The following is a 19,296-nucleotide window of genomic DNA, read 5'->3' as shown; positions in this document are numbered from 1 at the left end:
TGATTACATCGAAATGTTTTATAACAGTAAGCGTCGGCATGGTTCTAGCGAACAGATGTCACCGACAGAATATGAAAACCAGTATTATCAACGGCTCGGAAGTGTCTAGATTATCCGTGGCGATTCAAAGCACTACGTAGTTTCTGTAATAAAGCCCCTGTTCGCCGAAAGGCTCAAGTTAAGGAATATTTAATATGTCTAATAAAATGACTGGTTTAGTAAAATGGTTTAACGCTGATAAAGGTTTCGGTTTTATCTCTCCGGCTGATGGCTCTAAAGATGTTTTCGTACATTTTTCTGCTATTCAGTCGAATAACTTCCGTACCTTGCTTGAAGGGCAGAAGGTCGAGTTCTCTGTTGAGAATGGCGCAAAAGGCCCGGCTGCTGCTAATGTCGTAGTGGCAGAGTAATAATTCCTGCTTATCCCTTTTGCGACAACGAAGACGGCTTTGTCCTGAGTAGACAAACTGGCAGAAGCACTGGAATTATACATACTTAATTATAAACCCGCTGATAGCGGGTTTTTTGCTATTTGGATTGCAGATAGAATGGATAACCGCTTTTCATCATTATAATTTTGAGCAGCAGTTATCTTAATAGCAATTTACGCGACGAGTTTAGCGTCGGACTGGAATAATTTATTGCAATGGGGGCAAATTAACATTGCACCTTTTTGTACCCGAGAGTGACTGTGTTCTGATTGTGCGGTGCAGTTTGGACAAAGACATTTGACAAGAAAATTACGGCGGGATTTATTATTTTTACGATCTGACATAGGCTCTTCCTGATTTGAGTGGAGGGCCACTATACACGATCAGATGATAAATAGCCCTTTTTACTCACAGAACCCTATAGATAAAAATTAGACAGTAATTGAAAGCGGGAAACCGGCGCCCAAATTAAGAGTTTGCGCAATGAATGGCTCATTGCGCAAACATATCAACGTACTGAACGGATTGCGTTAATCAACCCCTTAACGCCTTTTTCAAGTTTTGAACGTGGACATCCGGCATTCAGGCGAACAAAACCGCGACCTTCTTCTCCGTAGGTATATCCCGGCATGATCGCCACTTTTTCCTGCTGGATAAGTGCATTCTGCAACGCCTGGTCATCAATGTTGAGTGGGCGCAGGTCAATCCAGGCCAGATACGTGGATTGTGGTATCTGCCAGTTCAGTTCAGGGAAGGCGGCATTGAGTTCCCGGGCGATGTAGCGCAGATTGCAGGCAAGATAATCCCGCAGTGCGTCGAGCCAGCTTGCACCGTCCTGATAGGCGGCAATATGTGCAGTAAGCGCCAGTACTGCAGGTGAAGAAAGTCCGTCACGGCCTTTCAGTGCACTGAGGTACTCATTGCGACTTTGGGCGTCCTCGATAAGTCCATAAGCGCCGGTTAATGCCGGAATATTAAAACTCTTCGAGCCGGAGGTGAGCAGCGCCCACTGGTCTCGCGCCACGTTACTCCATGGAATGTGCGGTTGTTCTCCCCATACCATATCCATATGAATCTCGTCGGAAATAACTTTTACACCGTGGCGCTGGCACAGTTCTGCCATGGTTTCCAGTTCATCGCGGGTCCAGACTTTTCCCGTTGGGTTTTGTGGACTACAGAGCAGAAGAATTTTGCTTTCAGCCCGCGCGAGGACGGCCTCCAGTTTTGCCATGTCGCAATACCAACCATTTGCGCATTTCTCCAGCGCAACAGGAAGTACCGCACGCTGGTTTCCTTCAATCGCCTTATAAAACGCATCGTAAGCCGGAGTATGAATAACCACGGCATCACCGGCAGACGACCACTGGCGGATCAGCTCTGACACCATATAGATGACGGAGGGGCCGTAAACCAAAGACTGAGGGTCAATCCTGGTATCGTGGCGGGTAAGAAACCAGTGGTTGATCGCCGCTAAAAACTCATCATTTTTCCAGCGACTGTAGCCCAGCACTCCGTGTGAAAGGCGCTTTGTCAGCGCCTCCAGGATGCAGGGGGCGGTGGTAAAATCCATGTCAGAGATTGTGAATGGCAGCAGATCCGCAGAGCCAAAACGATCGGCGACGTAATCCCACTGGGTACACCATGTGCCATGCCTGTCCACAACCTTTGAAAAATCAAACATTTCGTTGTCCTTAAGCCTGTACGGTATTCATCAGAACCGCGATTTCGTCTTTGACTGACTGGACCTGCGGACCAATAACGACCTGAAGGTTATGCTGATTAAGTTGTACTACGCCAATCGCACGATTGTCCTTCAGTGCCTGGACGTTAACAAGCGACATATCTTTTACTGATAAACGCAACCGCGTAATACAGTTATCCAGACTGACGATATTTTCCGCACCGCCCAGCGCTGCCAGAATAGCTGGTACGTTGTAGCCAGATTTACCCGGTGTTCCCGCCATGACTTTTTCGATATTGCTGGCAATTTCAACGTCACGACCCGGTGTTTTCAGATTAAATCGCGTGATTGCAAAGCGGAAGATAATGTAGTACACCGCGAACCAGATGGCCGCCACAACAGGGACCAGATACCATTTGGTGGACAGCCCGTGCAGGATACCGAACACCACAAAGTCAATCAGGTTGCCGTCAGTATTGCCGATGGTTACGCCGAGAATTGCCATTACGGTGAAGCCAAGGCCGGTCAACAGAGCGTGAATAACATACAGGACTGGCGCTACGAACAGGAACAGGAACTCCAGAGGTTCGGTGGTACCACCGATGACGCAGGCGATGAGGCCGGAAATTAATAACCCTTTAATTTTATGACGATTTTCAGGTCGTGCGCAATGGTACATCGCTAATGCAGCTCCTGGTAATCCACCAAGGAACGCCGGCATTTTACCCTGCGACAGGAAGCGAGTTGCGCTTTCAGAGAAGCCCTGCGTTGTCGGGCAGCTCAGCTGCGCCTGGAAAATCGTCAGCGCGCCGCTTACGCTATGACCACACACTTCCTGTGTACCACCTGCTTCGGTGAAACGAATGAGTGCCACCAGAATATGATGCAGACCAAAAGGCAACAGCAGACGTTCACCGGTACCAAACAGCATCGGACCAAATTCACCCGCGCTATTGATGATGTGGCCTAGCCCGGTAATACCCATGGCGAAAACAGGCCATATCAGTGGAATTACCAACCCAACCAGTCCCATCACGACCGAGGAGATGATAGGAACAAAACGGGTGCCACCGAAGAATGCCAGCGCATCAGGAAGACGGATATTGTGGAAGCGTTCATGCAGCATCCACACGATGATCCCGGCAATTACCGCCCCCAGGATCCCGGTATCAATCGACTGGATCCCAAGAATATTTTGTACGTTGTTGGCTTTCAGGATCGCCGCATCAGTCGTGGGTAAAATCCCCTTGGCCGTTAACCAAAAGTTGACGGCGAGATTCATTACCGCATAGCCGACAAATCCCGCAAATGCGGCCACGCCTTTATTTTCACGTGCCAGACCGAGGGGGATGGCGATACAAAACATCACTGGCAGGAAGCTAAAAGCGAAAGAGCCGACTTTACTCATCCAGGTAAAAATAGCCTGTAGTACTGGATTACCCAATGCCGGGATCAACGTTAAGACATCATGACTGCTTAACGAGCTGCCGATCCCCAACATGATCCCGCAAAAGGAGAGCAGAGCTACGGGTAGCATAAAGGTTTTGCCCAACTGTTGGAAAAATTCCCATAACGTTATTTTTGGTGTGGTTCTCGTCGTCATCTAACGACTCCTCATGTAAAGCTCGGTGACTAATGATGGCGAGAAGATAAAACGTTTTACCTAATTTTAGTGCGGTATAAATCACATTATCGAATGATAATAGGGCGTATAAATATAACCGATTGATAAAACGTTTTATCTGTCACGTTATCAGGGGGTTTTCCGTTTTTATGGCTATAGCCAAAAAAATCACCATCCATGATGTTGCACTGGCTGCGGGGGTTTCGGTCAGTACAGTCTCATTGGTACTCAGTGGAAAAGGGCGTATCTCATCAGCAACCGGCGAACGGGTAAATGCGGCCATAGAGCAACTGGGTTTTGTACGCAACCGGCAAGCATCAGCACTTCGCGGTGGGCAGAGCGGTGTTATTGGTTTGATTGTTCGCGATCTCTCCACCCCTTTTTATGCTGAACTTACCGCAGGGTTGACCGAAGCGTTAGAAGCTCAGGGACGTATGGTGTTTTTATTGCATGGCGGTAAGGATGGTGAGCAACTGGCGCAGCGCTTTGCAATGTTACTTAATCAAGGCGTTGATGGTGTGGTGATCGCCGGTGCTGCAGGCAGTAGCGATGCGCTTCGATACCTGGCCAATGATAAAGGGATCCCCGTTGTATTTGCTTCCCGCGCCAGCTACCTGGATGATGCAGACACCGTCAGACCTGACAATATGCAGGCAGCACAACTGCTGGTTGAACATCTCATCCATCATGGGCATCAACGGATAGCCTGGTTGGGGGGACAAAGCTCATCGTTGACCCGAGCTGAACGCGTGGGAGGGTATTGTGCAACGCTGCTAAAATTTGGTCTGCCATTTCATAGCGATTGGGTTCTGGAGTGTTCTTCCAGTCAGAAGCAGGCCGCTGAGACCGTTACGGCGCTTTTACGCCATAATCCGACCATCAGCGCGGTGGTTTGTTACAACGAAACCATTGCGGCTGGTGCATGGTTTGGCCTGATGAAAGCAGGGCGTCAGAGCGGCGAAATCGGTGTCGATCGTTACTTTGAGCAACAGGTCTCACTGGCCGCTTTTGCCGATGTGGCGGAAAACGCGCTGGACGATCTCCCTATTACCTGGGCCTGTACGCCCGCGCGTGAGATGGGTTACACCCTTGCTGAACGCGTGCTGCAACGAATTGGACATGATGAAAGTCACTCGCGCAATATGACGCTTTCCGCCCGACTGGTAACGTGCTAAGCATAAAAAAGCCCGATAAACAAAGTTACCGGGCATACGCTGATAGCAGATAAGGATTACTGCTGTGGGGTCGCCGGTGCATCCGGCTCTGAAAGCGTCGGCATACCAAACATGCCAACAAATTCATCCAGCGACATTTTTTGGCCGTTGAGAGTTACCTGACCATTTGCATACTGCAGACTGGAGCCGATGGTGTTGTCCTGCATCGTAGTTACACGGAACATTTGACCCATTGCCGCCAGACCATTGACTTGCTGCCTGGCAAGCCCTGCCGCTTCTTCCTGCTGGTATCCTTCCAGTTTGGCAATCTGTGTCATGAACTCAGTTGCCATATCTACGGGGATAGCAAGCTTAGCGTCCAGTGATTTGACTGAACGATCAACTTCCTGCGCCAGCGTTTGCGGCTCGTCCTGATTTGTCGATGGATCTTTCAGGAACAGTGACAGATTAAAGGCCGTCTCACCTTTGGCATTCTTCCAGCTTAGTGGGGCAATGGTGATAACCGGTTCGCCTTTCATCAGCACTGGCAGGGCGCTAAAGAACGCTTCTGTCACTTTTTGTTGATAAAGTTCAGGATTCTGTACCACATCGATCTGCGCCATCAGCGCCTTGGTTTGCGCGGTATACTGCTGACTGAACTGATGTAACGCCTCACCATCAATCTGGGCCACTTTCAGCGTCAGCTTGCCGCTACCTAAATCCTGACCCTGCAATTTAAGGCTGTTCAGTGTGTAATCCAGCTGGCTGTTGACAGTTTTACCATCGTTAACCAGATCGGATTTACCATCGATGCCCATGCCTTCAAGGACGGCCAGCTCTTTACCTTCGACCGAAATCGACAGCTTGTCGAGAGACAATTTTTGATCGCCAATGCGTTCGCCAAAACTGGCGACGCTGCTGGAGCCTTCGGTTGTCAGGTTATTAAAGGTAACTTGTACTTTCTGGTTGTACTCATTGACTGCATTCACCACACCGCTCTGCGCTTCTCCTGTCACAGAGACTGCGTTCCCGTCTTTGTCTGCCGTGAACTGGAATTCTCCGCCGCTAAAGGCCACTTTTTCGTCGCCTTTTTCGTAGTTCAGTGGTTTGAGAGAAAGATCGGAACGGGTGTCGCCGCTATAGCCAATACGGGAATTAATGGTGAAAGGAGATTCCCCTTTAGCGATGTCAAATAGCGGCTTTGTAACGTCGTTATTCACCAGCGTTGTTTTCACTGCCGCCATGGCTGGCATAAGATTCAATGATTTAAGCTGCGCCAGCGGGAAGGGGCCGTGATCAACAGATTCATTCAGAACGATAGTTTGCCCAGGTTTCAGCCAGGCATTTTCCTGACCGGCAATAGGTTTCACCACCAGTTGCAGCTGGCTGTTAAACACGCCGCGCTGGTAGTTCTGATAACTCAGTTCAATACCGGACTCAGGTGAGTAGCGTTTGATCTGATCATTTGCCTGCGTCACCATCTCGGCGAGATGCGTTTCAAGTTTCTTTCCGGTGTACCAGGCGCCGCCTGTCCAGACGATACCCAACGCAACTACCACACCCGCAGCTACCAGCGATTTTTTCATTTCGATATCCATAAAATAAATCCAGGCGTTTGAAAGCGCCTGGAGGAGTGACATGTCTTTGACTCACTATTAGCTTAGCAAGAGTTGCTAAAAATATCAGTATCTTGCTAGAGCTTGTTGTAAACCCGAGCTAAACGGCCGACGCCGCTGACATTAATCGGTGATTCGTTTGCACTAATAAATGCCGATTCACCCGGTTTCAGTACCAGTCGCTGCTCGCCTTTATGTAGCACGGCCTCTCCCTCGATACAGAACAGGATGGCGGCGCTTTGTTGGCTAATTGCCGCTTCTCCGGCTGACAGTTCATGCAGGGAGAAAGCGAAGTCATCAACCGGGATCGGGAAGTCCAGCTCTCCACCTGTTTTATTTGGGGTCGTTAGCAGTTGGTTTGCCGGTTTAGCTTCAAATTTAACGTTGGCGACCAGTTCAGGAATATCAATATATTTTGGCGTGAGTCCGGCGCGCAGAACGTTATCGGAGTTAGCCATAACCTCGAACGCAACACCCTGCAGGTAGGCATGGGGCGTTTCAGCAAACAGAAACATAGCTTCGCCAGGATTCAGCTTAACCACGTTGAGCAAAAGAGGAGAGAAGAGACCGCTATCGTCAGGGTAGAAGTCAGCGATTAGGCGAATAGTTTGCCATGGTTCACCCTGTTGGCTGTTAAGCGCAGATTTCAGGACTGCCAGTGCGCGGGATTTCTCTTCGCCCTGCATATTCAGCAAGCTGGCGAAAAGATGGCTCAAACGCTCTGCGCCTGGTTCCTGCAGGAAATGTGCAATGGCAGGATGCGCACCAGCGACAGGTTGTAACAATGCCACAATGTCAGAGAACTCGCGGAACGCATTCATGGCCAGGAAGGGCGTCAGGGCAAAAACCAGCTCAGGCTTGTGGTTAGGATCTTTGTAATTACGCTCCGCGGCGTCTATCGGGATCCCTGCGGCGTTTTCTTTAGCAAATCCAATTTCAGAGTTGCGTTTGTTAGGGTGTACCTGAATAGAAAGAGGTTGCGCGGCACAGAGCACTTTAAACAGGAAGGGCAATTCACCAAAGCGCTTCGCCACGGCATCACCTAACACAGCAGATTTATCGTGTTCGATAGCATCACGCAGAGAAATTAACTGACCCTCAGCGCTCTGAACCTGAGAGCTGCTTTTCGGATGGGCGCCCATCCACAGTTCAGCCATCGGCTGGTTTGACGGATTGGCAATGCCATAAAGTTCGGTTAACGCCGTTTTACTTCCCCAGGCGTAGTTCTGCACTGAGTTGATGAGTTTTTGCATTATCAATGCCCTGTTTCAATGTTGAAATTTCTCTGTCCATTAAACCAAGAAAACCGGGGGGAAGTAACCTGCACATGTAAAAAGTCGTCTTTGTCTCAGTTTTTGTTAAAAAATTGTGTAGGATATGGTGACTCGCTTTTAATACCCTGAGCAATTCCGGTTGCAGAAAAGCCACGCCTTCTACAACCCGAGCTGCGACAGGGAAGCAGGGCAACGGAACATCTGCCCAGAGAATAACCAGACCGAGCTGTAAGTGAGAGCACAATGTCAAACAAACCCTTTCATTATCAACATCCTTTTCCCCTCAACAAGGATGATACCGAATACTATCTGCTGACCAGCGACCATGTTTCCGTTGCCGAATTTGAAGGGCAGGAAATCGTAAAAGTTGCGCCTGAAGCGTTAACTCTCCTCGCGCGTCAGGCATTTCATGATGCGTCGTTTATGCTGCGGCCTGCGCATCAGCAGCAAGTCGCTGATATTCTGCGCGACCCGGATGCCAGCGAAAACGACAAATATGTTGCCCTGCAATTCCTGCGCAACTCAGATATTGCGGCAAAAGGTGTTTTGCCGACCTGTCAGGACACCGGGACGGCCATTATCGTTGGTAAAAAAGGTCAGCGTGTCTGGACCGGAGGTGGCGATGAGGCTGCGCTGGCGCGAGGTGTCTATAACACCTATATCGAAGACAACCTGCGCTATTCACAAAATGCTGCGCTGGATATGTACAACGAGGTGAATACCGGGACTAACCTTCCTGCGCAAATCGATCTGTATAGTGTGGATGGTGATGAGTATAAATTCCTGTGCATTGCCAAAGGCGGTGGCTCGGCGAATAAGACCTATCTGTATCAAGAAACCAAAGCGCTTTTAACGCCGGGGAAATTGAAAAATTACCTGGTGGACAAGATGCGCACGCTGGGAACCGCAGCATGTCCACCGTACCACATTGCGTTTGTGATTGGCGGAACTTCCGCAGAAGCCACTTTGAAAACCGTCAAGCTGGCTTCTGCGAAATATTATGACGAGTTGCCTACTGAAGGTAACGAGCATGGACAGGCCTTCCGCGACGTTGAACTGGAAAAAGAGTTGCTGATTGAGGCGCAGAATCTGGGGTTAGGCGCGCAGTTTGGCGGGAAATACTTCGCCCATGATATCCGCGTGATCCGTCTGCCGCGTCACGGTGCATCGTGCCCGGTTGGAATGGGCGTCTCCTGTTCGGCTGATCGTAATATTAAAGCCAAGATCAACCGTGAAGGTATCTGGATCGAGAAGCTGGAAAACAACCCAGGCAAATACATCCCGGAAGAGCTGCGTCAGGCAGGCGAGGGCGAAGCCGTACGTGTGGACCTTAACCGCCCGATGAAAGAGATCCTGGCCCAGTTGTCGCAGTATCCTGTTTCCACCCGTCTGTCGCTCAATGGTACGATCATTGTCGGGCGTGATATTGCGCATGCAAAACTGAAAGAACGTATGGATAACGGCGAGAGTTTGCCGCAGTATGTAAAAGATCACCCTATTTATTACGCTGGCCCGGCCAAAACGCCGGAAGGTTATGCTTCGGGCTCGCTGGGTCCAACCACTGCTGGTCGTATGGACTCATATGTTGACCAGCTTCAGTCCGAAGGCGGGAGTATGATTATGCTGGCAAAAGGAAACCGTAGTCAGCAGGTCACAGATGCCTGTCATAAACATGGCGGCTTCTACCTGGGCAGTATTGGCGGTCCCGCAGCGGTGCTGGCACAGGGCAGTATCAAAAGTCTGGAATGTGTGGAATATCCGGAACTGGGGATGGAAGCCATCTGGAAAATTGAAGTGGAGGATTTCCCGGCGTTTATCCTTGTGGATGACAAAGGTAATGATTTCTTCCAGCAGATTCAGACGTCGCAGTGCGCACGCTGCGTTAAGTAACGTCAGCCGCCCTTCGGGGCGGTTTTTTTTACCGCACGAACCACTAAACGACAGCTTTATCCTCGTTAATACTCATAAGACCAATGGCAAGTGGGCAATGTCGAAACATAACCTAATCAATAGATAATATAAGGAGCAGGTAATGGTAACGGTACGCCGCGAAAATGATTCAATGGGTGCGATAGATGTTCCGGCTGATAAACTCTGGGGGGCGCAAACCCAACGATCGCTGGAACATTTTCGCATCTCAACGGAGAAAATGCCGGTCTCGCTGATCCATGCACTGGCGCTGACTAAACGCGCCGCTGCGAAGGTTAATCAGGATTTGGGACTGTTGGCGGCAGACAAAGCGAACGCCATCATGCAGGCGGCGGATGAGGTGTTAGCGGATAAGCATCGTGATGAGTTTCCGCTGGCTATCTGGCAGACCGGTTCCGGTACGCAAAGCAATATGAACATGAACGAAGTGCTGGCAAATAGGGCCAGTGAATTGCTGGGCGGCGTACGGGGTATGGAGCGTAAAATACATCCAAATGACGACGTGAACAAAAGCCAAAGTTCTAACGACGTCTTTCCCACGGCGATGCACGTTGCCGCGCTGCTGGCTCTGCGTGAGCACCTTATCCCGCAACTGAATGTGTTAACCACCACGCTGCGAGAAAAATCGCATGCTTTTGCTGATATCGTAAAAATCGGACGAACCCATCTGCAGGATGCCACGCCGCTGACGCTGGGCCAGGAGATCTCAGGCTGGGTCGCGATGTTAGAACATAACCTGAGGCATATCGAATACAACTTACCGCACGTTGCTGAACTGGCGTTGGGTGGTACTGCGGTCGGCACCGGGCTGAATACCCATCCTGAATATGCCGTGCGTGTCGCGGATGAACTGGCGGCGCTAACCTCCGCACCGTTTGTTACCGCGCCGAATAAATTCGAGGCGTTAGCTACTTGCGATGCGCTGGTACATGCTCATGGGGCGCTAAAAGGACTGGCTGCGTCGCTGATGAAAATCGCTAATGATGTGCGCTGGCTGGCATCCGGCCCACGCTGTGGTATTGGCGAGATATCAATTCCTGAAAATGAGCCGGGTAGTTCTATTATGCCGGGTAAAGTTAATCCGACTCAGTGTGAAGCGCTGACTATGCTATGTTGTCAGGTAATGGGTAATGATGTCGCGGTTAATATTGGTGGGGCGTCAGGTAATTTTGAGCTGAATGTCTATCGTCCGATGGTTATTCATAACTTCCTGCAATCAGTTCGCCTGCTGGCAGATGGTATGGAAAGTTTCAACGAGCACTGTGCTACCGGGATTGAACCGAATCGCGAGCGAATTGATCAGTTACTCAATGAATCGCTCATGCTGGTTACCGCGCTCAATACTCATATTGGTTACGATAAAGCCGCAGAGATTGCCAAGAAGGCCCACAAAGAAGGACTGACCTTAAAAGCGTCCGCCCTGGCGCTGGGGTATCTTACCGAAGCCGAGTTTGACAGTTGGGTACGTCCGGAACTGATGGTCGGTAGTATGCGACCAGGACGTTAATCCGCAACATACAGGTGCAGCCGGGGGATAATGAGTCTTAACGGCTGTGCCTGAGGTTTAAAGCGGTGCTGCACGTTTTCAGCATCGTAATTCAGCAGTTCACCGATATCAGGCACACTCATACCATTGTCGCTATTAATCAGTGCAATCAGCGGAGTCGGGCAAGCATATTGCACCTGTTTTTGCTGTCCTTTGTACCAAACGCGGGCAATGGGCTGGACTTTTACCGGTCTTTTGATCTTCAGTTTGGCCTGCTGTGGCAGTGCAGCGATATCCTGATATTCACGCTCCAGTCTGGCCTGCCATTCTTCACGCGTCCAGGGATGCACGCTGCGTGGTGAGTTTAGGCTCTTTTCCAGTTGTTCCAGCACCTCATCACGTTTCAGGTTTTTAATGATGTGTTTGTTCGCCCAGCCAAATCGCAGGGTAGCCGGTTCCCTGACAACGGTTAGCGTGCGATAAGCGTTTAGCGTAATCAGGCCGGGTAAGTGTCGATGTACCCATTCGAAACGTGCTGCCGGAGCCAGCCCGGAATCCACTGTCACAATGCGTTCAAACGTTGTTTTCAACTGGTTAATGCGTTGTATTTGCTCTTCAAGTGCGGTCTGTGCGCTGTTATTGACCTGGTAGCACAACACGCCAGGCAGGCGAACGGCCGCTTTGCTGCTGCGGTTCTCAGATTGCTGCTGAATAAACAGGTGGCGGAAGTGGCGTAGCGCCAGCATTTCAGCCTCTTTGCCTAAATGCTGCTTAACATCAATGCTCTCCAGCGGGGCATGTTCTGCCTCTTTTGCCACTTCTGGCAGAGAAAACACGCGCGCAATCAGCAGCGTTCGCTGCTGCAAATTTTCAGTCAGTTGCGCCAGTTCCTGTTCCATCTGGCGAAAGGTGCCGTTCAGTCGTTCGACGAGATCGTAACGAGTCATAGGGTTACCATTTTAGTTACAACATACTTTTTTATAGCACAATGTTTAGCACCTGACCACCGAGCTGTATAGGTCAGGCAGCGGAAAATTCGGGAATGTTATGCCAGACGGGCCAGCTAAAAGTGAATCTGGCTCCGCCCAGCTCGCTTTCGTCACAGACTACAGTGCCGCCCATTGCCAGCGCGATGGAGTGCACGATAGCTAAACCCAGCCCGCAGCCACCGGTGGCGCGGTCGCGGCTGGGATCAAGGCGAACAAACGGTTCAAAAATTTGCTCGCGGGCGTTGGGTTCGATTCCCGGACCGTCATCTTCGACAACCAGTGTTGCCTGATTTCCGTGCAGCAGCAGGCTGGCTTGTACCGTAGACTGGCAATAGCGCAGGGCATTATTTAGCAAGTTATCCAGTACGCGCTCCATCAGACGCATATCCAGTGCGCCGTAATCACCGGTTATAAGATGACGCAAACGCACCGAACGCTCAGGGGTGACGCTTTGTACATCTTCCAGATGGGTTACCAGCCAAACGGGCAGGTCCGGTACACTGAGCTTTAGCTCATTCTGCGGGCGATCCAGTCTGGCGTAAGTGAGTAATTCTTCAATTAGAGCTTCCAGCTGGCCAATATCGCGGTTCAGAGCCTGAGACTCTTGCTCGGTGAGGTTATCACTCATCTCCAGTCGGTAACGTAATCGCACCAGGGGGGTACGAAGTTCATGGGCAATACCATCGATAAGCTGCTTTTTGCTGGCGATCAGCGCATTGATATTGTTCGCCATCTGATTAAACGCCACGCCCAGCCGTTCAAAACTGGATCCGCTGTCAAAGTGCAGTCGCTCACTCAGATGTCCTTCTCCAAAACGCTGCGCGGCGGCTTCCAGTCTAAGCATCTCCTGCCAGTGTGGGCGCATCCAGATTAGCACCGGGAAGGCGAGGGAGATGGCAATAAACGCCATTAGCGCGACATCCAGCAAGCGCATTTGATGCAGAAAATAGAGATAGGGAACCGGACCTACGGCCAGCACGTAATGGCTGCGGGGAATACGCTGAATAAACGTGTACTGATCGTCGAGTGCAACGATATCGCCTTCGCGCAGCCGCTGCATGGTCGGAGCATCCAGATGGTATTTATTCAGTGGCTCAACGCGGAGATCAAACGAGAGGTTCAAATCCATCTCCTTCAGCGTTTTCCCCCAGTCGCGTGGGGGAATTTCACGTAATTCGCTGCGCATCAGATACAACGAGCTTTTCATCAAATCATCAAGTGACTGTCTGCCAGCGCGCTCTGCGGTAAATTTGTACACCAGCCCGACCAATAAGGTCATGACCAGAAAGCAGACGAACAGCAAGAGGTAAAACTGCACAAACAGCTTCTTCATAAAAATTCACCGGATACTTAACATGGTAGCGATGCGTTTTAGCTATGGAGGCGTTTTTCGGTTCAGAACTGCTCTCCGTTTACCATCACGCGCACTTATCCTGGCAGAGTACAGTTATACTGCTGCAAAAGAAACTCGCTAAACGTTCTTACCCGGCAACCAAAAATGTTGGAAATAACACATGTTCAGTAACTATCTCAGTCGCTGGGGACTTATTCCTGATGGCGTTCCTGTCATAACTCATACGTCGCAGCTTTTACCGGTAATGATGCGTAAAGATCACCAGAAAGCGATCCTAAAAATCACGAATGATGATAGTGAGCGTCGAGGTTGCGAGCTAATGGCCTGGTGGAACGGGCGGGGAGCAGCGAACGTGCTGGCTCATGAGGATGGGGCAATACTCTTAGAGCGGGCGACAGGGGTTGGCTCTTTATCTACCCTGTCGATCACAGGACAGGATGAGCAAGCATGTCGCATAATCTGCCACACGGCAAGGCAGCTCCATGTACCGCCAAATGCATCTTTGCCAACGCTAATTCCACTGCATCACTGGTTTCATGATCTTGCGCCTGCTGCACAAATTCATGGCGGTATCATGATGCGTTGCGCAGAGTTGGCAAAATCATTGTTCTCCAGTCCTCGCGAGGTTGTAGTTCTTCACGGTGATTTGCACCACAACAATGTTCTTGATTTTGGTGTTTCAGGATGGCTGGCAATTGATCCCAAAGGATTAATCGGTGAGCGTGGGTTTGATTATGCCAATATTTTCACTAATCCCGATCTTGCGGATACCACAATGTCAGTTGCTATTGAACCTGAAACATTCGTACAACGCGTAGACGTTGTCTCTGAGGTTGCCGAACTTGAACGTGAACGACTCCTGATGTGGATAGCGGCATGGTGCGGGCTGTCTTCCGCATGGTTTCTGGAAGAGGGTGATAATGCGGCTATAACCCTGCGGGTGGCTGAGTTAGCCATAGCTGAACTTGAGCATAGCTAGCATCAACTTTGATCTACAGCACTGGTTGGTAATTTTTAAACGTTATCATTAGGCTGGTAAATGTTTTATTAATCAACCAGAGAACAGCGGTTCAGTTGTGTCTTTGACTACAAAATTAATTTGGCGGAAATAGTGAATTTGTTGTTTTCCTTACTTAAAAAACGCCCACACATTATTCTGCTGGTGACTCTTCTGGTCGGTGCAAATGTTGTGGCCTGGCTCTGGGCGTTCACTGCGTTTAGCAATAACACTTCACTACTGGCGCTATGTCTTATCGCATGGTGTTATGGGCTGCGCCACGCTGTTGACGCCGATCACATTGCCGCCATCGACAGTGCGACACGAAAACTTATTCAGCAGAAAAAACGCGCGCTGACCACCGGGGCTTGGTTTTCATTAGGGCATTCCACCATTGTGGTGCTGGCCAGCATTGGTATCGCCCTGACTACCAGTGCCTTTAAACAGCATATGCTATGGTTGCAAAATGTCGGGGGAGTTATAGGGACCGCAGTTTCTGCTGCATTTTTGCTTATTCTGGCTACCATCAATCTCATCATTTTTTGTCAGGTATGGAAGGCATTTCGTCACCTGAAAAAGACGGGTATCTATGCTGGTTCCACTGAAGATGTCACCGTTGCTGGTCCGCTGAGCTGGATCTTCCGCCCGGCATTCAGACTGGTGGGCAAAGACTGGCATATGTACTTTGTCGGTTTTTTATTTGGTCTGGGTTTTGATACTGCTACGGAAATTTCGCTGTTAGGTATTTCTGCTTCAAGCGCTTCGAGTGGTATGTCCATCTGGTCAATCCTGATATTTCCTGCGCTCTTTACCTGCGGAATGGCGTTGATTGATTGCCTTGACAGTATGTTGATGGTCGAAGCCTATGGCTGGGCGTTTAATAAGCCGCAACGAAAACTCTATTACAATATGACCATCACCGGGACATCAGTAATTGTTGCTGTATTTATCGGTGGACTGGAAGCTCTGGGTCTGTTGTCAGAGGTATTTTCACTGCAGGGCGGTTTATGGGACACAGTAGGCCGCCTGAGTGAACATATGGGGAATGTTGGGTTCGTTATTATCGGCGTATTTATTACCTGTTGGATTATCTCTGCATTGAATTATCGCTGGAAAAAATACGATGGGTTGACGTTCAGTTGAAATATTAAAGCCTTTCTGTGGACAGAAAGGCTTTTGTCTGCAGAGCAATCAACGGGTTTATTGAGGACGATTAATTCGCATTGACCCGTTGCTGTGCAGGCGACTCCTTATTCAAAATACGGTTTGCCAGTACCCCAGACATCATCGAGCCATTAACGTTTAATGCCGTCCTTGCCATATCGACAATGGGTTCAATGGCAATGAAAATACCCACCAGTGCGACCGGAAAATTGAGTGTTGAAAGGACGATCAGTGCGGCAAATGTGCCACCGCCACCGACACCAGCAACCCCAATCGATCCCAGCGCAATCGCCGGTAGCATGGCAAGGAGAAAGTGAATTGAAAGCGGATCGATGCCCATCGTCGGGGCAATCATTGCTACCATAATCGCGGGGTAGATCCCGGCGCAGCCATTTTGCCCCATACTGGAGCCAAATGAAGCAGCGATATTGGCAATGGTATTTTGAACGCCAAACTTTTCCTGCGCTGTAATAGCCAGCGGAATCGATGCCGCGCTGCTGCGCGAAACAAACGCAAAGGTTAATACCGGCCAGACAGTTTTAAAATAGCGAATGGGATTGTTACCACTCAGTACCAGTATCAGTGCGTGAACGATAAACATCATCAGTATCGCGATGTAACAGGCACCAATAAATCCCAGCAGACTGGCAAATTGCTCTAAGCGATAAGCGGAGAAGACTCCTGCCATTAATGCCATCACGCCATATGGGGTCAGCGCAATAACTATCCGCACCATTTTCATGACCCAAATCTGGATGGCATTGATCCCTGCGCTTAATTTTTCACCTTCCTCTGGCGCGTCCTGTTTGACTTTTAATAATGCCACGCCGGCGAGGAGAGTGAAGATAACAATACCAATAACTGAAACACTTCTGGCCCCCGTAAGGTCGAGGAAAATATTGGTGGGAATTAAAGAAGTGACCAGTTTAGGCAGCGAAATGGCCGCTGTTTTACTCACATCGGCATCCGTCAGCGTAGACTGCATATGACCGAAAGCACTGGCATCCAGACCTAAAACATGCGCCGTCAGTAGCCCAATAAACCCGGCAATCATCACCAGACATAACATGCATCCGACGATAGTTAGCGACATTTTGCCAATGCCAGCACTGTTTTCGAGCTTGTTAATAGCAGAGAGAATAGAGATAAATATCAGAGGGACCGCAACCAGTTTCAGTAAATTTACGTAACCGTTGCCGATGATATTATACCAGTCGATAACCGTTTTACTGCGGTCAGGAGTTATAAGATGAAGGGACAAGCCGATAATGGCACCCAAAAAAATGGCAATGAAAACACTTTTTGACAGGGAATTACTTTTTTGATTGATTCTGAATATTGCCCATGAACAAACCAAAAAAAACGCGATATACGCGAGTGTAACGAACATATTGTAGCCTCTTGCCTCATTCAGCACCTGAAATGCCGGAAAGAGTTTTGATTTCTGAAATAAACCTACGAACCCTAAGGGTTCAGGACCGGGACGGATTATAGGGAGAGAGAATGCCTGGGGCCACACAAAAAGTGTGGTTCTGACTCAGGTGTGGTTCTTATGCTTATCCAGCATACAATTTGTGTGACAGTGTCACTTTGAGGGGCTGTATTAAAGACAATAATATGTCTGAAAGCAGGGGGGAATCCACCAGACCGGTTGAATCAACCAGCCTGGCGAGAACAGTTTATTTGCGCTGTTCGTCATCCCAGGCATGCGGGGCGAACAGGTAACCTTTATTGCGGATGGTTTTGATACGGTACGGTTCCGTGGCGTTATCGAGCAGCTTTTTACGCAGCCGGGAAATCGCCACATCCACACTACGGTCAAGTCCGTCATAACTCACGCCGCGCAGATTCTTCAATAACGCATCGCGATCCATAATTTGTCCCGCGTGTGTAGCCAGTTCCCAGAGTAACTCGAAATCAGCGGTCGAGAGGGCGACTTGTTCTCCGGCGAGCAGTACGGAACGGTTGGTAGGGTCGATAGTTAGTGTGCCAAAGCGCAGTGTGGTATGCGGCGTAATCGTGGCTGCCTGAATTCCTTTTGATTGTGCTGAATGTTCATTCTGACGTAAATGCAGACGCAGGCGAGCCAGTAGCACTGCCGGAGGCGTCGTTTTCAGTATGTAGTCGCAGGCGCCCATTTCAAGCGCCAGAATATGGTTCATGTCGCTGTCCAGCGATGTCAGAAGGACTATTGGACCTTGCCAACGGCTGCGTAAATCGCGGCAGATAGTCATTCCGTCTTTACCCGGAAGCATAATATCTAACAACACCAAATCGGGTTGAACGTGCAGGATCTTCTCTTCGGCCAGATCACCACGAGGCTCAACAATAACCTCAATGTCATGCCGGGCCAGATAGGCGGCAATCAGCGAGCCTACCTCGGGATCATCTTCAACAAATACGATGGTGTTCATATCATTCATTTTGAATATAAAACGCCAACATACACCGCCCCCGTTTTTCCTTCCATTAATCTTTTCTAAACGAGAACGCTTCCGTTATGCTAGAGGCTGATGTTGTCAATGTGTTAAGGCTAAGTGATGGGGCTCGTTATAAAAGCGGCGCTGGGTGCGCTGGTCGTGGTGTTGATTGGTTTGCTGGCTAAAACAAAGAATTACTATATCGCGGGATTAATTCCTTTGTTCCCGACATTTGCGCTGATCGCTCATTATATTGTGGCCAGTGAGCGTGGAATTGAAGCGTTACGTACCACCATTGTGTTCAGCATGTGGTCGATTATTCCCTATTTTGTCTATCTCATTTCGCTTTGGTACTTCACCGGTTTTATGCGCTTACCCGTTGCGCTCGGCGGGGCAGTTGTATGCTGGAGCCTGAGCGCGTGGTTACTGATTTTCTGTTGGATAAAACTGCACTAACGCAGATGACGACCGCCATCAACGGCGAAGCTACGGCCCGTGACAAAACAGCGGGTCAACAGATAGTCTATTAAATCAATGACCTCTTTTTCACCTGGAGCTGTTTTCATCAACGATTTGTTCAGCGCCTGTTGGCGATACTCGGCATCATCACCCTCGTTAAACAGGATCAGTGAGGGGGCGATAGCGTTAACTTTTACCTCTGGTGCCAGTTTTCGGGCGAATGAACGGGTCATATTGTCCAGTGCAGCCTTACTGGCTGCATAGGCAATATGCTTGTCGCTGCCACGCTCCACGACGTAATCCGTAAAGTGGATAATGTCGCTGGCTGCGTGTCCATGACCGCGAAGGCAACCTTCAAGCGCGTGGTTAAGCAGGTAGGGGGTATTGACGTGGATCTGCATCATGCTGGACAACACTTCAGACAGCGGGGTGCCTGGTTTTTCTGCTATCCAGGCGCTGGCGTTATGCACGATAGCGCGTAACCCATTTGTGCGTGTTTTGACCTCGTCTGCGAAAGTCAGTACACCTGCATCGGTTGAGAAATCAGCCTGGATACACAATGCGCCAGCGTCACGTAGGCCATCAATGGCCGGATAATGCGTTCGATAACTGACGATTACTGGCTGTTTTTGATTCAGAAAATGCCATGCGATAGCGAGGCCGATGCGACGACCTCCGCCGGTGATAAGAATTGGTAAAGGGGGCTTATTACCCATCG

The 19,296-nt window shown here is 49.7% G+C and carries 18 protein-coding genes; 8 read left to right on the top strand and 10 right to left on the bottom strand.

What is annotated here, in order from left to right:
- Both OH663_RS22885 and cspG read left to right on the top strand, forming a co-directional pair.
- Nucleotides 1-109 (top strand): IS3 family transposase (locus tag OH663_RS22885; RefSeq protein WP_131729156.1); only part of this gene is annotated, 109 nt, incomplete at its 5' end.
- An 85-nt stretch (nucleotides 110-194) separates the two neighbouring features.
- Entirely contained in the window at nucleotides 195-410 is a 216-nt protein-coding gene (cspG, locus tag OH663_RS22880) for a cold shock protein CspG (RefSeq protein WP_045442583.1), read from the top strand.
- A 194-nt stretch (nucleotides 411-604) separates the two neighbouring features.
- Here the strand turns inward: cspG and OH663_RS22875 are convergent, their stop codons facing one another.
- The 3 genes from OH663_RS22875 to malX form a co-directional block, all read right to left on the bottom strand.
- Nucleotides 605-775 (bottom strand): YnfU family zinc-binding protein, encoded by a 171-nt coding sequence (locus OH663_RS22875; protein ID WP_223306988.1) that lies wholly within the window; start codon nucleotides 773-775, stop codon nucleotides 605-607.
- A gap of 164 nt (nucleotides 776-939) precedes the next feature.
- Nucleotides 940-2,112 (bottom strand): MalY/PatB family protein, encoded by a 1,173-nt coding sequence (locus OH663_RS22870; RefSeq protein ID WP_200013026.1) that lies wholly within the window; start codon nucleotides 2,110-2,112, stop codon nucleotides 940-942.
- A 10-nt stretch (nucleotides 2,113-2,122) separates the two neighbouring features.
- Nucleotides 2,123-3,715 carry a maltose/glucose-specific PTS transporter subunit IIBC gene (gene malX / locus OH663_RS22865; protein WP_045442589.1) on the bottom strand — a complete coding sequence of 531 codons (1,593 nt, stop codon included), beginning with the start codon at nucleotides 3,713-3,715 and terminating at the stop codon, nucleotides 2,123-2,125.
- A gap of 170 nt (nucleotides 3,716-3,885) precedes the next feature.
- On the opposite strand from malX, the gene OH663_RS22860 reads away from it, so the two are divergent.
- On the top strand, nucleotides 3,886-4,911 hold the full coding sequence (locus OH663_RS22860; RefSeq protein WP_045442599.1) for a Mal regulon transcriptional regulator MalI: 1,026 nt from the start codon (nucleotides 3,886-3,888) through the stop codon (nucleotides 4,909-4,911).
- Nucleotides 4,912-4,967: 56 nt separating this feature from the next.
- On the opposite strand, the gene OH663_RS22855 is transcribed toward OH663_RS22860, so the two are convergent.
- Nucleotides 4,968-6,476: a YdgA family protein gene (locus tag OH663_RS22855; RefSeq protein ID WP_200013065.1), complete on the bottom strand. Its 1,509-nt coding sequence runs from the start codon at nucleotides 6,474-6,476 to the stop codon at nucleotides 4,968-4,970.
- Between the two features lie 107 nt (nucleotides 6,477-6,583).
- Nucleotides 6,584-7,759, bottom strand: a complete 1,176-nt coding sequence (gene manA, locus OH663_RS22850) for a mannose-6-phosphate isomerase (protein ID WP_200013024.1) — start codon at nucleotides 7,757-7,759, stop codon at nucleotides 6,584-6,586.
- Between the two features lie 264 nt (nucleotides 7,760-8,023).
- On the opposite strand from manA, the gene fumB reads away from it, so the two are divergent.
- A complete protein-coding gene (fumB, locus tag OH663_RS22845) occupies nucleotides 8,024-9,670 on the top strand; it encodes a class I fumarate hydratase (protein ID WP_200013022.1) in 1,647 nt (548 codons plus the stop codon).
- Between the two features lie 142 nt (nucleotides 9,671-9,812).
- Nucleotides 9,813-11,216 carry a class II fumarate hydratase gene (gene fumC, locus OH663_RS22840; RefSeq protein ID WP_200013020.1) on the top strand — a complete coding sequence of 468 codons (1,404 nt, stop codon included), beginning with the start codon at nucleotides 9,813-9,815 and terminating at the stop codon, nucleotides 11,214-11,216.
- On the opposite strand, the gene tus is transcribed toward fumC, so the two are convergent.
- Nucleotides 11,213-12,142, bottom strand: a complete 930-nt coding sequence (gene tus / locus OH663_RS22835) for a DNA replication terminus site-binding protein (protein ID WP_200013018.1) — start codon at nucleotides 12,140-12,142, stop codon at nucleotides 11,213-11,215. The two genes, fumC and tus, sit on opposite strands and share 4 nt — an antisense overlap.
- Before the next feature lie 73 nt (nucleotides 12,143-12,215).
- A complete protein-coding gene (gene rstB, locus OH663_RS22830; protein ID WP_263525875.1) occupies nucleotides 12,216-13,517 on the bottom strand; it encodes a two-component system sensor histidine kinase RstB in 1,302 nt (433 codons plus the stop codon).
- Between the two features lie 181 nt (nucleotides 13,518-13,698).
- On the opposite strand from rstB, the gene OH663_RS22825 reads away from it, so the two are divergent.
- Both OH663_RS22825 and OH663_RS22820 read left to right on the top strand, forming a co-directional pair.
- Nucleotides 13,699-14,517, top strand: a complete 819-nt coding sequence (locus tag OH663_RS22825; RefSeq protein WP_200013016.1) for an aminoglycoside phosphotransferase family protein — start codon at nucleotides 13,699-13,701, stop codon at nucleotides 14,515-14,517.
- Nucleotides 14,518-14,649: 132 nt separating this feature from the next.
- Complete coding sequence (locus OH663_RS22820; protein ID WP_048221500.1) at nucleotides 14,650-15,678, top strand: HoxN/HupN/NixA family nickel/cobalt transporter; 1,029 nt, start codon at nucleotides 14,650-14,652, stop codon at nucleotides 15,676-15,678.
- A 70-nt stretch (nucleotides 15,679-15,748) separates the two neighbouring features.
- On the opposite strand, the gene OH663_RS22815 is transcribed toward OH663_RS22820, so the two are convergent.
- A complete protein-coding gene (locus OH663_RS22815; protein ID WP_045442618.1) occupies nucleotides 15,749-17,089 on the bottom strand; it encodes an L-cystine transporter in 1,341 nt (446 codons plus the stop codon).
- 289 nt (nucleotides 17,090-17,378) lie between these two features.
- Nucleotides 17,379-18,113: a two-component system response regulator RstA gene (gene rstA / locus OH663_RS22810; protein WP_167493968.1), complete on the bottom strand. Its 735-nt coding sequence runs from the start codon at nucleotides 18,111-18,113 to the stop codon at nucleotides 17,379-17,381.
- A 126-nt stretch (nucleotides 18,114-18,239) separates the two neighbouring features.
- Between rstA and OH663_RS22805 the strand changes: the two genes are divergently transcribed.
- On the top strand, nucleotides 18,240-18,575 hold the full coding sequence (locus tag OH663_RS22805; RefSeq protein WP_045442622.1) for a GlpM family protein: 336 nt from the start codon (nucleotides 18,240-18,242) through the stop codon (nucleotides 18,573-18,575).
- Here OH663_RS22805 and folM read toward each other — a convergent pair.
- Nucleotides 18,572-19,294 carry a dihydromonapterin reductase gene (folM, locus tag OH663_RS22800; RefSeq protein WP_200013014.1) on the bottom strand — a complete coding sequence of 241 codons (723 nt, stop codon included), beginning with the start codon at nucleotides 19,292-19,294 and terminating at the stop codon, nucleotides 18,572-18,574. The genes OH663_RS22805 and folM overlap by 4 nt on opposite strands.
- Nucleotides 19,295-19,296 lie beyond the last annotated feature (2 nt).

The organism is Citrobacter sp. Marseille-Q5395, from assembly GCF_947057495.1.
Lineage (GTDB): Bacteria > Pseudomonadota > Gammaproteobacteria > Enterobacterales > Enterobacteriaceae > Citrobacter > Citrobacter murliniae.
This window is presented reverse-complemented; position numbering and strand designations above follow the sequence as displayed.

Coding starts and splice junctions, on each gene's coding strand:
- cspG (WP_045442583.1), top strand. CDS start 195: ATGTCTAATAAAATGACTGGTTTAGTAAAATGGTTTAACGCTGATAAA.
- OH663_RS22875 (WP_223306988.1), bottom strand. CDS start 775: ATGTCAGATCGTAAAAATAATAAATCCCGCCGTAATTTTCTTGTCAAA.
- OH663_RS22870 (WP_200013026.1), bottom strand. CDS start 2,112: ATGTTTGATTTTTCAAAGGTTGTGGACAGGCATGGCACATGGTGTACC.
- malX (WP_045442589.1), bottom strand. CDS start 3,715: ATGACGACGAGAACCACACCAAAAATAACGTTATGGGAATTTTTCCAA.
- OH663_RS22860 (WP_045442599.1), top strand. CDS start 3,886: ATGGCTATAGCCAAAAAAATCACCATCCATGATGTTGCACTGGCTGCG.
- OH663_RS22855 (WP_200013065.1), bottom strand. CDS start 6,476: ATGAAAAAATCGCTGGTAGCTGCGGGTGTGGTAGTTGCGTTGGGTATC.
- manA (WP_200013024.1), bottom strand. CDS start 7,759: ATGCAAAAACTCATCAACTCAGTGCAGAACTACGCCTGGGGAAGTAAA.
- fumB (WP_200013022.1), top strand. CDS start 8,024: ATGTCAAACAAACCCTTTCATTATCAACATCCTTTTCCCCTCAACAAG.
- fumC (WP_200013020.1), top strand. CDS start 9,813: ATGGTAACGGTACGCCGCGAAAATGATTCAATGGGTGCGATAGATGTT.
- tus (WP_200013018.1), bottom strand. CDS start 12,142: ATGACTCGTTACGATCTCGTCGAACGACTGAACGGCACCTTTCGCCAG.
- rstB (WP_263525875.1), bottom strand. CDS start 13,517: ATGAAGAAGCTGTTTGTGCAGTTTTACCTCTTGCTGTTCGTCTGCTTT.
- OH663_RS22825 (WP_200013016.1), top strand. CDS start 13,699: ATGTTCAGTAACTATCTCAGTCGCTGGGGACTTATTCCTGATGGCGTT.
- OH663_RS22815 (WP_045442618.1), bottom strand. CDS start 17,089: ATGTTCGTTACACTCGCGTATATCGCGTTTTTTTTGGTTTGTTCATGG.
- rstA (WP_167493968.1), bottom strand. CDS start 18,113: ATGAACACCATCGTATTTGTTGAAGATGATCCCGAGGTAGGCTCGCTG.
- OH663_RS22805 (WP_045442622.1), top strand. CDS start 18,240: ATGGGGCTCGTTATAAAAGCGGCGCTGGGTGCGCTGGTCGTGGTGTTG.
- folM (WP_200013014.1), bottom strand. CDS start 19,294: ATGGGTAATAAGCCCCCTTTACCAATTCTTATCACCGGCGGAGGTCGT.